This window comes from Afipia carboxidovorans OM5, from assembly GCF_000218565.1.
Taxonomy (GTDB): Bacteria; Pseudomonadota; Alphaproteobacteria; order Rhizobiales; family Xanthobacteraceae; genus Afipia; species Afipia carboxidovorans.
The window spans coordinates 1241447-1256865 of the sequence record NC_015684.1; the positions used below are offsets into that span (position 1 = coordinate 1241447).

Consider the following 15419-nt stretch of genomic DNA (forward strand, 5'->3'; position numbering starts at 1 on the left):
GATATACGGCCGACGCGGCGGCGTGCTAGGTTTTTCGGGCAGAGCAAGCGAGAGAGCGATACATGAGCGTGCGCCCCCAGGCGAAGGACAAGCCCGTATTCAAATGGGACGATCCATTTCTCCTTGAAGACCAGCTAACCGAAGACGAGCGCATGATCCGCGATACGGCGCATGCCTACGCGCAGGACAAGCTGCTGCCGCGCGTGCTCGATGCCTATGCCGATGAGACGGCGGATCGCGACATTTTCCGCGAGATGGGCGAGCTTGGCCTGATCGGCCTCACGCTCCCCGAAGAATATGGCTGCGCCAACGCAAGTTACGTCGCCTATGGCCTTGTCGCGCGCGAGATCGAGCGGGTCGATTCCGGATATCGCTCGATGAACAGCGTGCAGTCCTCGCTGGTGATGTATCCGATCTATAGCTATGGCGACGAGGCGCAGCGCAAGAAATATCTGCCGAAGCTTGCGAGCGGCGAGTGGGTCGGCTGCTTTGGTCTGACCGAACCTGACGCAGGCTCCGATGTCGACGGCATGAAAACCCGCGCCGAGAAGGTTTCCGACGGCTATCGTCTCACTGGCTCGAAGATGTGGATATCGAATGCGCCGATCGCCGACGTGTTCGTGGTGTGGGCGAAGTCGCAGGCGCATGACAACAAGGTACGCGGCTTCATTCTCGAAAAGGGCATGAAGGGCCTCTCGGCGCCGAAGATCGCGGGCAAGCTGTCGTTGCGCGCCTCGATCACCGGCGAGGTGGTGATGGATGGCGTCGTGGTGCCGGAAAGCGCGCTGTTGCCGAATGTCTCCGGGCTTGCGGGGCCGTTCGGTTGCCTCAATCGCGCGCGTTACGGCATCTCCTGGGGTGCGATGGGCGCAGCGGAGGATTGCTTCCATCGCGCGCGGCAATATGTGCTCGACCGCAAGCAGTTCGGCCGGCCGCTCGCCGCGACCCAGCTCGTGCAGAAGAAGCTCGCGGACATGGAGGCCGAGATTGCACTCGGTTTGCAGGGATCATTGCGGATCGGCCGGTTGATGGACGAGGGCAAGGTCACGCCTGAGATGGTTTCGATCATGAAGCGCAACAATTGCGGCAAGGCGCTCGACATCGCCCGTGTCGCACGCGACATGCACGGCGGCAACGGTATCTCCAGCGAATTCCATGTCATGCGCCATGCGCAGAATCTGGAAAGCGTGAACACCTATGAGGGCACCCACGACGTGCACGCGCTGATCCTCGGCCGCGCCATCACCGGAATTCAGGCGTTCACCTGATGCGCGTACGGCATGCGATGATGGGTTTGCGCACGCTCGCGCAAAGGGGCGCGTGATGGCGCTCGATAACGACATTCCGTTCAATCGCAACTTTCCGCTGAAGCCCGGCGTGGTCGATCGTCCGGTGCCGGGTGTGCGGCGAGTTCTCTGTGACAATCCCGGCCCGTTCACCTTCACCGGCACGGTGAGTTACATCGTGGGCGAAGGGCGCGTCGCCATCGTCGATCCCGGGCCGGACGACGATGCGCATATCGCGGCGCTGCTCGACGCCGTGCGCGGCGAGACGGTGACGCACATTTTTGTCACCCACACTCATCGCGATCATTCGCCTGCTGTGCCGAAGATCAGACAGGCGACCGGTGCGAGCGTTTATGCCGAGGGCCCGCACCGCGCGGCGCGGCCGATGCATGAAGGCGAGCCGCCCCGCAACAAGGAATCCAACGATCTCGACTTTCGCCCGGATGTCGCGCTAACGGACGGCGAGGTTGTTTCAGGCGAGGGCTGGTCGCTGCAGGCGGTGACGACGCCGGGCCATACCGCGAACCATATGGCGTTTGCCTGGCGCGAGCGCTCGTTGATCTTCGTCGGCGATCATGTGATGGGCTGGTCCACCACCATCGTGGTGCCGCCGGATGGCGCGATGATCGATTTCATGGCCTCGCTCGAAAAGCTCGCAGCGCGGCCGGAGCGGCTTTATTTTCCGGGCCACGGGCCGGAGATTGAAGATGGGCCGCGGTTCGCGGACTTCATGATCCGTCATCGCCGTGCGCGCGAGGCCTCGATCCTGCACAGGCTGGCGAAGGGCGATGCCGATATTCCGAGCATCGTGCGTGCGAGCTATATCGGCATCGATCCACGGCTTGTGAGCGCTGCAGGCTATTCGGTGCTTGCGCATCTCGAAGATCTGGCCGAGCGCGGCATCGTCGTAACCAATGGCGCGCCGACCATCGACAAGACCTATCGCCTCTTGGTGCCCTTGGGCTGAGGCTTTGCCGGTTCGAGAATCTTCTTCTCGGGTTTGGCGTTGTCGGCCGCGTCGCTGAGTTCGCTCGCGAAGGCGCGGATGCGCGAAGCGTTGCTGCCGAAATCATGCTCGAAGTAGCGCGAGGAAGATCGAATATCGACGCGCGCGCCGTCGCCGTCCGGCACGACGCGGATCGAAACGTCCTCGCGCAATCCCATCACCTGCGTGCGCGCCACCGCTTCGATGCGCCCGATCCGCTGCGGCGGAGCCGGTGGGCGATCGTCGATCACCAGCCATTTGCGGTGGGTGACGATCCGCAGCGCCATGTCGTAGGCGCGCTGCGGCGACAGGTTGACATAGACCGGCTCGATGTCGGGATAGGCCTCGCGCTGCATCTCGGCGGAATAGAGCCCGGCATAGGCGGCCGGGTTCGCGCCATCGGCGGCGCGCAGGCGGGCCAGTGCATCGAAGCGCGGCGGGTCGATCGGATCGGTCGAGATGTCGTAGAGCCGCGGCAGGCGCTGGTACTGCAAGGCGAGATAGGCCGGGTAGGCGAGGATCAGCACGTCGATGAACAGCGCGAGCAGGATGCGGCTCATGCCGCGCGAGCCGTTCTGCCAGATCGCGGCGAAGGCGGCGAAGCACAGCAGGATGGAGAGGCCCGCGCAGGCGAGCGCGCCGAAGAACGTCGTCAATGCGGGGCGGAAATCGAGGAAGCCGAAACGCACCACCAGAACCGAGGCAACCGTCGCGACCAGCGCGAACACCGCCATTCGCCGCGCCCACGAGGCGAGCGGTGAAATCGGTTCTTTCAGATAGGCGGCTGAAAAGCGGCGGGCCATTCGATGATCCACGGGCGCAGGGCTTGCGCCGGCTCGTTTGACCTAGCCTATTTCCCTGCGGGGAGGGAAGTCGTGGACATCGAAATCGGGCCGCGAATTCATGAGGCCATCACCGCATTCCAGATCATGGTGAGGCCACAGATCAGCATCAGCCCGTCCATGATGACACGGAAGGTTTCCGGCGCGAGGCGCAGCACGAACGGCTTGGCGATGAAGGTGCCGGCCATGATCGCGGCGCCGGTGATGAGGCCTTTCAGCAGAAGGTCGAGCGGCAGTGCGCCGCTGCTGCCGAAAGTCAGCACCTTGACGACGTAGATGACGAGCGATGACGCGCCTTCGGTTGCGAGGAATGCGCCTTTCACGAGTCCGTAGCCGAGAAACACCGGCACCGAGATCGGTCCGGTGGAGACGACGATGCCGGTGAGGAAACCGATCACCGCGCCCGCCAGCGCCATGTGCCACAGCGTCAGGCGGATCATGCGTTTGGCGAGCAGATGCCGTAGCGGGATCATCGACAGCAGAAACAGTCCGATGGTGAAATCGACCGCGCGCGCGGGCAGGATCAGCAGCGTGCGCGCGCCGAGAAACGCGGCGGGACCCGCGGTGATGCTGTAAGCCGCGAACGCGCGCCAATCGACCGTGCGCCACCACGCAAGGATGCGCGAGAGATTCGCCATCACCGCGGCGACCGCCATGATCGGCACCGCGGCTTTCGGTCCATAGATGGTGGCAAGGACCGGCACCAGCATGATCGAAGCGCCGGTTCCGACGATGCCGCTGAAGATGCCGGCCACAAGCCCGACGATGAGAACGAGAATCAGCCCCATGGTTCCGTTCTATCGTATCGCGTGCGTGCCCGGAATTGGCAGCAGCGGCAGGGCGCTTTATGGTGGGGGAAAGGCAACGAAGCACCTTCCGTCGTCCCTTCCAGAATTGCCTGTCTGCTCCGGAATGCCGATCCCGCAAGCCTATCGAAATCTCCGCGCGCACGGCCTTCTGCAGGCGTGGGTTATGGCCCTTGCGGCGGGAGGCATGCTTGCCTTGCTGCCGGCCGCGATGGCGTCCGTACCGCTGCCCCGGCCGCGCCCTGCGGAGGTGCCCGCAGTCGCGCCGGAGGCGGCTCCGCAGGTTGGTGACGAGAAGAAGAGTGCCCCGGCTGAGCCCGCAACGCCGGAAGTCTCGGCCTGCCGCAAGTCCCTGACCGACGACATCGCGATTGCCCCGTCAATCGCGCCAATTCGCGATGCCAGCGGCTGTGGTGGCGAGGATTTGGTGCGGCTCGAGGCCGTGGTGCTGCGGGACGGGCGGCGTGTCGGCCTCAAGCCGGCGGCAACACTGCGCTGTGAGATGGCGCGGGCGGTTGCAGACTGGATACGCGAGGATGCCTCTCCTCTCGCGCAGAGCCTCGGCTCCGAGCTCGATGCGCTCGACAATTTCGATTCCTATTCTTGCCGCGGCCGCAACCGCGTGAAGGGAGCGAAACTGTCCGAGCACGGCAAGGCGAATGCGCTCGATGTGCGTAGCCTCGATCTTGCCGACGGCAGGAAACTGTCATTGACCGATCGTGCGCTGGCGCCCGAGGTGCGCGAGAAGGTGCTGTGGTCGGTGTGCACGCGCTTCACGACGGTGCTCGGTCCGGGCTCGGACTGGTATCACGAGGATCATATCCATCTCGACATCGCGCAGCGCCGCAACAACTACAAACTCTGCCAGTGGAATATCTACGAGCCGCTGCCGGCGACCCCGCCATTCCTGCCGGCGGAGCGACCGTCAGATGCACCGGCGCCTGCTACGTCCGAGCCTTCAAAGGGGGAAGCGGGTGCGGCTGCGGGCAAGGCGGAATGAATCGGGTTGAATCGTTATTGTGAGGAGGTTTATCGCCCACGGTGTGCTCCCTCTCCCCGTTGGGGAGAGGGTTGGGGTGAGGGGATCTAAATGCCTCGATTGAATATCTGGTCCCCCTCACCCGGCTCGCCCTAGCGTGTCAAAGACCCGCTAATGGCTCGCCGACCTCTCCCCGTTGGGGGAGAGGTGAAGGGAACGCTGCTGCGAGATTGGGCAACGAATGAGTGAGCTCGCATGGCAATACCTGTATCGCCCAACGAAAAACGCCGCCCGGGTGAGGGGCGGCGCTTCGATTGAAAGATTGCGACAGCTTACTGATAGAGCGTGTTGCCGCCCTGCAGCGCCATCTTCGAGTTGAAGGGCGAGTCACCCTGCTTGGGCTCGAGCACGACGACGATCGCGCCCATCTTGACGCGGCTGTAGAGGTCGATGACGTCCTCGTTGGTCATGCGGATGCAGCCCGAGGAAATCGACGCTCCGATATATTCCGGCTGGTTGGTGCCGTGAATGCGGAACAGCGTGTCCTTGCCGCCCGAGTACAGGTAGATCGCGCGCGAGCCCATCGGATTGTCCGGGCCGCCCTTGACGAAGGTCGGAACGCCGAGGCGCTCGATCTCGCTCTTGGTGGGGTGCCAATCCGGCCACTCGCGCAGCGCGCCGACCTTGGCGATGCCGGACCAGGCCATGGCTTCTTCGCCGACGGTGATGCCGTAGCGGATCGCCTTACCGTTATCGAGCACGTAGTAGAGATAGTGGTTGTCGGAATCGACCATGATCGAGCCCGGTGCTTCCTTGCGGTGGTAATCCACAATGGCACGACGGAACGGCTCAGCCACCGGCGCCTTCGCATAGGTCACCTTGGACAGGAGTTCCTTGTCACGCGGCTTGAGCAGGCTATCGCTCGAGGCCTCGTAATGGGTGGTCTGCATGCAGCCCGCCAAGAACAGGCCGGCGGCGAGCACGGCAAATTTGGAAGCAATCGACGGCATCGACTTGAACCTTGAAGGCGCGGCGGCGGATAAAACAAGAATCAATGGACCTAAGCCGCCATCATATCGCTTGCCTTATAAACATCAGGTTTTCGCCCAACGCCAGCCACGCGAGCCTTGTTTTGCCACGCAGCATCCCACCTGTGGCATTGCTGCCGCACTCCTGCGTCATAAAGCTTCTGTAAACCCTGCCTCTGCCCGTGGAACAGGCATCCCCGGGGCCGAACTCCTTCCGACTTGCCCGAATCGAGCGGATTTGCGTTTTGGCGAGTGACGTCGTGCCGCAGCCGGAGACCACCTGTCATGCTGTCCGTATTCGCACCCTCATCGGGGTCGCTGAAGAAAGTCGACGTCGCGGATCTCAACGCGCTGCCTGAGGATGCCGTCTGGCTCGACCTCAAGGCACCGGTTCCCGGCGAGGACAAGGCGGTCGAGAAGCTCGTCGGCATCCAGATCCCGACCCGCGAGGACATGCAGGAGATCGAAATCTCCTCGCGCCTCTATATCGAGAACAACGCTCGCTACATGACGGCGACGCTCGTTTGCGGCACAGATGGCGTTAACCCGCGCACGGCACCGGTCTCCTTCATCCTGACGGGGCAGCGGCTCGTAACCGTGCGCTATGATGAGCCGAAGCCCTTTATGCTGGTAGCGGGAAAGCTCGGGCGTACCTGCCCCGCGGGGACGACCGGTGATGCTGTCCTGCTGGAGCTGCTGGAGGCGATCATCGATCGCAGCGCCGACGTCCTCGAGCGTGTTGGTGCCGATGTCGATAACGTCAGCAACACGATTTTCGAATTGTCCGCCGATCGCGGGCAGGCGCGCAAATATTCCCGCATTCTCATCACCATCGGCCGCAAGGGAGACCTGACGTCGAAGGTGCGCGAAAGTCTCGTCTCGATCGGCCGCGTGATTTCCTTTGTCACGGTCGATATCGATCAGACCGGGCGCTGGAGCAAGGAGCAGCGCGCGCAACTCAAGACGTTGCAGCGCGACGTGCAGTCGCTCACCGATCACGCTTCCTATTTGTCGAACAAGATCACCTTCGTGCTCGATGCGATGCTCGGCGTCGTCAATCTCGAGCAGAACAACATCATCAAGCTGTTCTCGGTTATGGCGGTGGTGTTGATGCCGCCGACGCTGATCGCCTCGATCTACGGCATGAACTTCAAGATCATGCCGGAGCTTGAATGGCGGCACGGCTATCCTTTTGCGCTGATGGCCATGTTGTTTGCGGCGGTGCTGCCCTATGTGTTCTTCAAGTGGAAGAAGTGGCTGTAAGCCATCCCGCCTGGAACAATAGGAGGTAATGATGGCCGATGACGTTTGCATCGTGATGACCACCGTCACGACCCCGGAGCAGGCAAAGGCGCTTGCGCGCGCGGTGGTCGATGCGCGCCTTGCGGCATGCGCCCAGACCCTTCCGATTTCCAGTTGTTATCGCTGGGAGGGCAAAGTCGTCGAGGACGGCGAGCAGATGATCCTGTTCAAGACGCGGACCGACCAGTTTGCCGTGCTGGAAGTCTTGCTGCTGGAGCTTCATCCCTACGATACACCTGAGATCATTCGCCTGCCGGTCGATGGCGTCGGCGAAAAATATCGGGCATGGCTGATGGGTGAGGTGGGATGAAGCGTTTTTCATGTCGCTCGGAAACATCCGGGTGTCATTGCCGGGCATAGCCCGTCGAAGACGGGCGTGAACGCCCTCATGACCCGGCAATCCATCCACTTTTTCGAAGATGGATGCGCGGATCAAGTCCGCGCATGACAGATCATTTTGTGGACGGATTTTAACCGTCAGCCACCCATTTTCCGGATCGCATCTTTCAGCGAGCGCGCGGCGCGGTCGTAACCGGCCCACGCCTTCGATGTCTTCACCAGCGCGGGTACGGTGCGTAGCGTGAACTTCAGCGGATCGAGGCCCGTGCGCGCCTGAGCCCAGGTGATCGGCCATGCCACCGGAGCGAAGTCGCGCCCGCGCGGCGAGAACGGCGCGACCGCCGTCGACATGCGGTCGTTGCGCAGATAGTCGAGGAAGATTTTGCCCTCGCGTTTCTTCTTCGACATGTTGATGAGATAGCGCTCCGGCGCATCCGCCGCCATCGCCTGACAGACCGCCTGTGCAAAGGCCTTCGCCGCTTTCCAGTCGATGCGATCCTTCTTCGCATCCTTCAACGGCGTGACCACATGCAGGCCCTTGCCGCCGGTGGTCTTGCAGAAGCTCTCGAGTCCGAGCGACGACAACCGATCATGCAGATCGCGCGCGGCGGTGATGACATCGGTAAAGTTGACGCCCGGCGCGGGATCGAGATCGAACACCAGACGGCCCGGCACATCGGGTTCGTTCGGCGCGCAATTCCACGGATGGAATTCGACACCGCCGATCTGCGCCGCCGCCACAAGCCCTTCGATCCGATCGATCTGGATGTAAGGCTTGCGGTCGCCGGAGACGCGAACCTGATCGATCAGGTTCGACATCCCGGCCGTGGCGTGACGCTGAAAAAACTTCTCGCCCTCGATGCCATCCGGCGCGCGGATGATGGAGCAGGGCCGCCCTTCGATGTGCGGGAGCAGATATTCGCCCATGGTCTCCATGTAGCGGGCGAGATCGAGCTTGGTGACCGGCTCGCCTTTGCCATCGTCCGGCCAGAGCGGTTTGTCCGGTTTGGAAATGGTGAGGCCCATCACCACGGCGTTGCCGGAGGAGGACGTGCGTGTGGCAGCTTTCGCGCGAGTCTTCGTATTGGCCTTGGTGTTGGTCTTGCGTGGTGCGGGTTCGGCGATGGGCGTGACGACCGGTTCGTCGACCTGCACTTCGTCTGCCGACTTATCCTTGCGCAGGCCTTTGAACGCGGCCTGCCGCACCATGTTGTCACCGGTCCAGCCGGCGAACTCGATCTCGGCGACAAGCTCGGGTTTGACCCAGTGCACGCCCGTCGTTTTCCGCGGCGCGTTCTTGCCGCCGAACGGATTTGTCGTCGAAGCCACCTTCTTCAACTCCGGCATAATCCGTTTAACGACGGCCTGACCGTAACCGGTGCCGACGATGCCGACATAAGCGAGATGATCCTCATGCGGCACGCCGACCATCAGCGAGCGGAATTTGCCCGCGGTGGTTTTCCAGCCGCCGATGACAACCTCGTGCCCCGCGCGACACTTTGCTTTTGTCCAGCTTTCGGTGCGACCGGAATGATAGAGCGCGTCGCGCCGCTTGGAGATGATGCCTTCGAGCGCGAGACGGCAGGCCGACTTCAACACCGCGTCGCCGCCGGTGTCGAAATGCGCGACATAACGGATGACGCTGGTTTTGCTCTGGCGGTCGAGCAACTGTTCCAGCCGCGCTTTGCGCTCGGTGAGCGGCAGGCGGCGCAGGTCGCTGTCTTTATCGAACAAAAGGTCGAACGCGAAGAAGATCAGTTCATCGGTGTCGCCATCAGATAGCGCCGCCTGCAGCGAGGCGAAGCTCGGGTGCCCCTCGTGGTCGAGTGCAACGATCTCGCCATCGATGATGCACTCCGGCAGCTTGGCGGCCGCCTTGGCGATAGCCGGAAACTTATCGGTCCAGTCGAGGCCCTTGCGCGTGCGCAAGTGCACCTTGCCGCCTTGGATGTGCAACTGCATCCGGTAGCCATCGAACTTGATTTCGTGAATCCAGTCCGCGCCATCGGACGGGCGGGCAACGGACTTGCACAGTTGCGGTGCGATGAATTCCGGCAGGTGATCGACCTTGCGCACGGCTGCCTGCACTGGCTTTGCCAGCGTCTTCGTTTTTGCCACCGATTTCGCGCGCAATGCCGCCGCTGTGCCCTGGTTCGATTGCCAGACGCGGTCGGCTTTGGAGCGGCTTGGCTTTGCGTTTCCCTTCGCCGTCATGAACGGCGTCGGCCCGCGGCCCTTGCCTTGCGCGATCTGCTCCATCGTGCGGCCGGATGCGACCGAGCGATCCTGATCGAGAATGTCCTCGCCCTCGCGCGCGGCCTCGTCGCGATGCTTGATGAGAAGCCAGTTGGTGCGTTTGCCACCGGTGCGGTCATGGCGCATCCGCACCAGCACCCACTCGCCGTGCAGCTTCTTGCCCTCCAGCGTGAATTTGAGATCGCCCTTCTTTAGGCCGCCTGCGGGATCGTCGCTGTGCCAGAAGCCGCGGTCCCACAGCATCACTGTGCCGCCGCCATACTGGCCTTTCGGAATCGTGCCCTCGAAATCGCCGTAGTCGAGCGGATGATCCTCGACCTCGACGGCGAGGCGCTTGTCCTTCGGATCAAGCGAGGGGCCGCGCGTCACCGCCCATGATTTGAAGATGCCGTCGATTTCGAGCCGAAGATCGTAATGCAGTCGCGTCGCATCGTGCTTCTGGATGACGAAACGCGGCAACTTTCCACGCGTAACTTTTGCAGCGCCGGAGGGCTCCGCGGTTTTCGTGAAGTCGCGTTTGGTCTGGTAGACGGAGAGCTTTTTACGGGTCACGGGAGGCTGCCTTGCGAGGAATGGAGATAAACCCGCAAGGCTGCGCTCAGGTTCCTTTGACTGCTCTCTCGCTTTAACGAAATGTCATGCGCGGACTTGATCCGCGCATCCATCTTCCAAAAAAATGGATTGCCGGGGGCATAAGGGCGTTCACGCCCGTCTTCGACAGGCTATGCCCGGCAATGACGCAGTGAGCAGATCGACTGAGGCTGATGCCTCAAACGTGCTGGCCGCCGTTGATGTGGATTTCCGCGCCGTTCACATAGGATGAGGTTTCGGTGCAGAGCACGTAGATGATCTTCGCCACCTCGTCCGGCGTGCCGAGCCGCTGCATCGGAATCTGCTGTTCGACGATCTTTTCGGTGCCGGGCGAGAGGATCGAAGTGTCGATCTCGCCGGGCGCGATGGCGTTCACGCGCACGCCGACCTTGCCGAAGTCGTAAGCCATCTCGCGCGTCAGCGCCGCAAGTGCAGCCTTCGAGGTGGCATAGGCCGCGCCCGCGAACGGATGCACGCGCGACCCCGCAATCGAAGTGACGTTCACCACCGAACCCTTGGTGGCTTTCAATTCCTCGATCAGGCCGCGCGCGAGAAACACCGGCGCGAGGAAGTTGACGCGAAACACCTTCGCCCAGGTGTCGTTGTCGGTCTTGATGGTGCCGAGCCGGCTGCCGCCTTCGCCCTTGGGCGAGATCGCGGCATTGTTCACCAGCGCATGAAGCTGGCCGCCTTCGAGGCGGCTGCGGATTTCCTGAATGGCGCGCTCGGTGTCGTCGATGTCCGACAAGTCGACCTGGATGTGATCCTCAGGCCCGGCGTCCCACGGGCACTGCTCGGGAAAGGGATGGCGCGAGCAGGTGATGACGCGCCAGCCCGCACTGGAAAATCGGATCACTGTGGCGTGGCCGATACCGCGGCTCGCGCCGGTCAACAGAAGCGTGCGGCGCGGCTGGTTGGGTGGGGGAGGTGACGTCATGATGGGATTCTTCACTCACGGTGACAGAAAGGACAGTGAAATCGCTCAAGGATAAAGGCGGGTCTTGCTCCAGCCGTCGCCCTCGCGGCGGAAAACGATGCGATCGTGCAGGCGGAAGGGGCGATCGTGCCAGAACTCGATCGATTGCGGCGTGATCCGCCATCCGCTCCATCCCGGCGGACGTGGGACGTCGCCGATAGCATACTTTGCGGCGTTCAGGGCAATCGCTTTCTCGAAGGCGAGACGGCTCTCCAGCGGCTGGCTCTGCTTGCTCGCCCATGCGCCGATCTGTGACTGCTTGGGCCGGGTCGCGAAATAGGCGTCGGCCTCGGCGTCGCTGACGGGCGTGACCGGCCCGCGAACCCGGATCTGCCGCCGCAGCGACTTCCAGTGAAACAACAGCGCGGCCTTCGGATTGGCCGCAAGCTCTTGCCCCTTGGCGCTGCCGATATGACTGTAAAATACGAAGCCATCCGGACCGACGCCATTCATCAGCACCATGCGCACGTCCGGCATGCCATCGGCATCGGCGGTCGCGAGCACCATGGCGTTGGGGTCGTTCGGCTCGGAGGCCCTTGCCTCGTTGAACCATGCCGTGAAAAGCGCGAACGGTTCGGTGCTTTCGGTAAAATCACCGGATGTTAACGGACTTTGTTGTTGAATGGCATCAGTCGTGTTCATGTCTGGAGTACCGCGTTGCGTTGGCCCGCGCCCATTAACCGCGCGTTTACCCCCCATTATAGGGCAAGCCATCGAATGGGGAAAACGCCGATCCGCCAGATGGCGGTGGTGGCGCTGATGGTCGGGTTTGGTATCTGCGCCGGTGGCTGCAGTTACAAGCTCGGCGATATGCTGGGCGGCGACAAGGCAAAAGAGGCTGCGGCTCCTGCCGAGGTCGAAGTGACCGGCTCGATTACCCCGGTACGCCTGACCGACGATACCAATCTCACCGATACCGACCTCGCGCTGGCGCGTAACGCTGCCTCCGACGTGTTGACCCGTGGCGCCAGGGATGCGAGCCAGCCGTGGGAGAACCCGCAGACCGGCGCGCGCGGCTCGGTGACGCCTCTTGCCTCTGCCTATACCGGCGAGGGCGGGCGGATGTGCCGGGATTTCCTCGCAAGCTATGTGCGGGGTACGAACGAGGGCTGGCTGCAGGGCGAGGCCTGCAAGTCAGGCGGTGCCTGGGAAATCCGCAGTATGAAGCCCTGGAAGCGGTCGTGATACGGTTGCAACCGCTTCACGGCGTTCCCATTTATTGTCGGTATTCTTGGGGCTGTCCGGCCCGATCATCTGACTGAGTGATGCTTGAAGGAGAGGTAACGGATGCGCGACCCCTATGAGGTCCTGGGGGTGCAGCGAAGCGCAAGCGCTGCGGAGATCAAAAGCGCATTTCGCAAGCTCGCCAAGAAACACCATCCCGACGCCAACAAGAACGACGCGAAAGCGGCGGCGCGTTTTGCCGAGATCAATACGGCCAACGAAATCCTTGGTGACGAGGACAAGCGCAAGCAGTTCGATCGTGGCGAGATCGATGCCGAAGGCAAGCCGCGCTTTCAGGGCTTCGAGGGTGCGGGCTCTCCGTTCGGTGCGCGCGGCGCCGGTGGGCGTGCAGGGCCCGGCGGATTTGAATACTCGTTTACGAGCGGCGGCCCCGGTGCGGGCGCAGGTGCCGGAGCGGGCAGCTTTGAGGACATTCTCTCCAGCATGTTCGGCGGGCGAGCCGGCATGGGCGGTGCAGGTCCGCGCGGCGGTGGACGCGGCGGCTTCGAATTTGATCCCGGCGTTGGCGTCGATCTCGATATCGCGGCAAACCTGAGCGTTTCGCTGGAAGAGGCAGCAAATGGCGGCAGCAAGCGCATTCGCCTGCCGAACGGCAAGGAGCTCAACGTCAAGATTCCGGCGGGCGTAACTTCAGGCCAGCAGATCCGGCTGAAGGGGCAGGGCGACACCGCGCCCGGGCATCGGCCCGGTGACGTGCTGCTGACGATCAACATCGCGCCGCACCCGTTCTTCAAGGTGGACGGCAACGACCTGCGCATCGAACTGCCGGTGACGCTCTACGAGGCGGTGCTGGGCGGCAAGGTCCGCGTGCCGACACTGAAGGGCGCGGTCGAACTCACCATTCCGAAGAACACCTCGAGCGGCCGCACCTTCCGCCTCAAGGGCAAGGGTGTGCCTGCGAAAGGCGGAGGCGGCGATCTCTATGTTTCGGTGCGGATCGTCTTGCCGGATGGCAACGACGCCGAACTTGAGGCGCTGATGGAGAAGTGGCGCAGCCAGCACCCTTACAACCCCCGCAGCGGGCTCGGCTGAGGCTCCGGCGACGGGTCCTGAAACGGCCATTTTTCCGGGTTCCACGGGTTTCAAATTTACGGTTCCATCCCCATATCTAAGGGATGAGCAAAACAGCGAAATCCCAAACCCCCGAACAGATCGCCCGTGCGGAAAAGCAACGTGTCGCCCGTATCGAGGGCGAGAAGGCACTCGCCGAGGTTGCACGCGAGGCGGTTGCCGTCCGTCAGAACATGGCAAGGCTGCGTGCCTTGCGCCTCGCCAGAGAGGCTGAAGAGGCCGCAAAGCCGGTCTTGAAGCGCGCGAAAGCGTGAGAGATGGCGGCCGTACGCGGCCGTTAGTCATTCACCTGCAGATTGTTCAACCCATGTTTGTTCGCAAGGCCGGAGCTTGCTCCGGCCTTGTTTTTTACGCACGGTAGTTCCGAAACCGATTGCGTGATGGTGCCGCGGACTGCGGAACCACGGCGTTGCAGCGGGCATTACTTCCTTGTTCTGACGGGAGAATGCTATGCCGACCGACCTCAATCGTTCGACCTCCAGTTTGATCGGAAGCGATCGTGTGCAGGGCACTTCGGTGTTCGATGCCGATGGCGAGAAGATCGGCGTGATCGAATGCGTGATGATCGAGAAGGTAAGCGGCCGCGTGTCGTTCGCAGTGCTGAGCTTCGGCGGGTTTCTTGGCATCGGCGACGCGCATTACCCGCTGCCGTGGCCCGCACTGAAATACAACGTCGACCTTGGCGGCTATCAGATCATGATCCCGGTCGAGAAGCTGAAAGCCGGTCCGAAATATCAGCCCGGCACCGAATGGGATTGGGGAGCGGCCACGAAATCCGTCGGCGAGTATTACGGCGCGTGAGGGATGCCTATGTTTTGCATAGACGAGGGATTTTTCAGTCGTCATGCGTGGACCTGATCCGCGCATCCATCTTTCAAAAATAATGGATGGCCGGGTCAAGCCCGGCCATGACGGGCTGCTTTGATGCGGCCCTACAGTTTCCGCCCCGCCTGATCGGTCTGGTCGAACACAAGCCGCGCGACTTGCGTCAGCTTCTCCTTGTCGGCCGGGCCCGACACGACATAACCGATGCCGTTGTCCGCCCAATACATCGCGGCGTCCTTGTCCTGCGCAGCATAGCGCATGTTGCTCGACGCGCTCGTTGCGCGCGACGCATAGATCGTAAAGCGCTCGCCCGATGCATTTTCATACATGAAGAATGACGCCGGGCCGTTGGGGCCGGGCAGGAGACGTCCGCCGACAAGCTTCAAGCCCTGCGCATCGAGTTCGGGCGCGCGCACCTGCCAGCCGCAGCGGTTAGTGAGCCATTGCTGCAGATGGGCGCGCTCGCTTGCTCCGACTTCCACCGGATGGCGCACGTCGACGACGTAAAGCCGGTGCGCCTCCAGCGCATCGCCGGTGAAGCTCGTGGTGGCAGTCGTTTGCGCGGTCATGCCGCGCAGAACATAGCCGCTGCCCCCGCCGATCAGGAAGGCGGCCAGCATCGCGGCCGTCGCCGTCAAGGCCCACTGCCGCGGGCGTTGCGTCAAACGATCGAGCGCGAGGCGCGCGGGCACCGGCTCGTCGGCGACATGATCGTATTTCGCATGCAGCATGTCGCTCATCGTGCGCCACAGGCGAACCCGCTCCGCATCGTCAGGGTGCGCGGCAAGCCAGGCTTCCACCGCGTCGCGTCGCTCGGATGGTAGCTCGCCATCGACGTAAGCGTGGAGTTCGTCTTCGGTGACAGGCGTGTCGTGGATCATCGCAGTG

At 62.7% G+C, this 15419-nt stretch carries 17 protein-coding genes; 10 read left to right on the forward strand and 7 right to left on the reverse strand.

What is annotated here, in order from left to right; translation table 11 throughout:
- Positions 1 to 62 precede the first annotated feature (62 nt).
- Positions 63 to 1268, forward strand: coding sequence for an acyl-CoA dehydrogenase (locus tag OCA5_RS05870; protein WP_012564055.1), 1206 nt, complete (start codon positions 63 to 65; stop codon positions 1266 to 1268).
- A gap of 55 nt (positions 1269 to 1323) precedes the next feature.
- Positions 1324 to 2253: an MBL fold metallo-hydrolase gene (locus OCA5_RS05875; protein ID WP_012564054.1), complete on the forward strand. Its 930-nt coding sequence runs from the start codon at positions 1324 to 1326 to the stop codon at positions 2251 to 2253.
- Here the strand turns inward: OCA5_RS05875 and OCA5_RS05880 are convergent.
- Entirely contained in the window at positions 2226 to 3074 is an 849-nt protein-coding gene (locus OCA5_RS05880; protein WP_012564053.1) for a DUF1499 domain-containing protein, read from the reverse strand. The genes OCA5_RS05875 and OCA5_RS05880 overlap by 28 nt on opposite strands.
- A gap of 98 nt (positions 3075 to 3172) precedes the next feature.
- A complete protein-coding gene (locus OCA5_RS05885; RefSeq protein ID WP_012564052.1) occupies positions 3173 to 3901 on the reverse strand; it encodes a sulfite exporter TauE/SafE family protein in 729 nt (242 codons plus the stop codon).
- Between OCA5_RS05885 and OCA5_RS05890 the strand changes: the two genes are divergently transcribed.
- Entirely contained in the window at positions 3900 to 4919 is a 1020-nt protein-coding gene (locus tag OCA5_RS05890) for an extensin-like domain-containing protein (RefSeq protein ID WP_013912945.1), read from the forward strand. The genes OCA5_RS05885 and OCA5_RS05890 overlap by 2 nt on opposite strands.
- Before the next feature lie 311 nt (positions 4920 to 5230).
- Here OCA5_RS05890 and OCA5_RS05895 read toward each other — a convergent pair whose 3' ends face one another.
- A complete protein-coding gene (locus OCA5_RS05895) occupies positions 5231 to 5908 on the reverse strand; it encodes a L,D-transpeptidase (RefSeq protein ID WP_013912946.1) in 678 nt (225 codons plus the stop codon).
- On the opposite strand from OCA5_RS05895, the gene OCA5_RS19110 reads away from it, so the two are divergent.
- The 3 genes from OCA5_RS19110 to cutA are packed head-to-tail and all read left to right on the forward strand — an operon-like array spanning position 5847 to position 7538.
- A complete protein-coding gene (locus OCA5_RS19110) occupies positions 5847 to 6182 on the forward strand; it encodes a hypothetical protein (RefSeq protein ID WP_162485796.1) in 336 nt (111 codons plus the stop codon). The two genes, OCA5_RS05895 and OCA5_RS19110, sit on opposite strands and share 62 nt — an antisense overlap.
- A 29-nt stretch (positions 6183 to 6211) precedes the next feature.
- Complete coding sequence (locus OCA5_RS05900) at positions 6212 to 7189, forward strand: magnesium transporter CorA family protein (RefSeq protein ID WP_012564049.1); 978 nt, start codon at positions 6212 to 6214, stop codon at positions 7187 to 7189.
- Positions 7190 to 7220: 31 nt separating this feature from the next.
- Positions 7221 to 7538, forward strand: coding sequence for a divalent-cation tolerance protein CutA (gene cutA, locus OCA5_RS05905; RefSeq protein ID WP_012564048.1), 318 nt, complete (start codon positions 7221 to 7223; stop codon positions 7536 to 7538).
- Between the two features lie 167 nt (positions 7539 to 7705).
- Here the strand turns inward: cutA and ligD are convergent, their stop codons facing one another.
- The 3 genes from ligD to pdxH form a co-directional block, all read right to left on the reverse strand.
- Positions 7706 to 10375, reverse strand: a complete 2670-nt coding sequence (ligD, locus tag OCA5_RS05910) for a DNA ligase D (protein WP_012564047.1) — start codon at positions 10373 to 10375, stop codon at positions 7706 to 7708.
- Between the two features lie 217 nt (positions 10376 to 10592).
- Entirely contained in the window at positions 10593 to 11351 is a 759-nt protein-coding gene (locus OCA5_RS05915; RefSeq protein WP_012564046.1) for an SDR family NAD(P)-dependent oxidoreductase, read from the reverse strand.
- A 45-nt stretch (positions 11352 to 11396) separates the two neighbouring features.
- Positions 11397 to 12032, reverse strand: a complete 636-nt coding sequence (gene pdxH / locus OCA5_RS05920; protein WP_012564045.1) for a pyridoxamine 5'-phosphate oxidase — start codon at positions 12030 to 12032, stop codon at positions 11397 to 11399.
- Between the two features lie 75 nt (positions 12033 to 12107).
- Here pdxH and OCA5_RS05925 point away from each other — a divergent pair, with 75 nt between their 5' ends.
- From OCA5_RS05925 to OCA5_RS05940, 4 genes are all read left to right on the forward strand, one after another.
- Complete coding sequence (locus tag OCA5_RS05925; RefSeq protein WP_012564044.1) at positions 12108 to 12575, forward strand: RT0821/Lpp0805 family surface protein; 468 nt, start codon at positions 12108 to 12110, stop codon at positions 12573 to 12575.
- Between the two features lie 102 nt (positions 12576 to 12677).
- Positions 12678 to 13667, forward strand: coding sequence for a DnaJ C-terminal domain-containing protein (locus tag OCA5_RS05930; protein WP_012564043.1), 990 nt, complete (start codon positions 12678 to 12680; stop codon positions 13665 to 13667).
- 83 nt (positions 13668 to 13750) lie between these two features.
- On the forward strand, positions 13751 to 13960 hold the full coding sequence (locus OCA5_RS05935) for a hypothetical protein (protein ID WP_012564042.1): 210 nt from the start codon (positions 13751 to 13753) through the stop codon (positions 13958 to 13960).
- A 196-nt stretch (positions 13961 to 14156) separates the two neighbouring features.
- On the forward strand, positions 14157 to 14507 hold the full coding sequence (locus tag OCA5_RS05940) for a PRC-barrel domain-containing protein (protein WP_012564041.1): 351 nt from the start codon (positions 14157 to 14159) through the stop codon (positions 14505 to 14507).
- A gap of 131 nt (positions 14508 to 14638) precedes the next feature.
- On the opposite strand, the gene OCA5_RS05945 is transcribed toward OCA5_RS05940, so the two are convergent.
- Complete coding sequence (locus OCA5_RS05945) at positions 14639 to 15412, reverse strand: anti-sigma factor family protein (RefSeq protein ID WP_012564040.1); 774 nt, start codon at positions 15410 to 15412, stop codon at positions 14639 to 14641.
- Positions 15413 to 15419 lie beyond the last annotated feature (7 nt).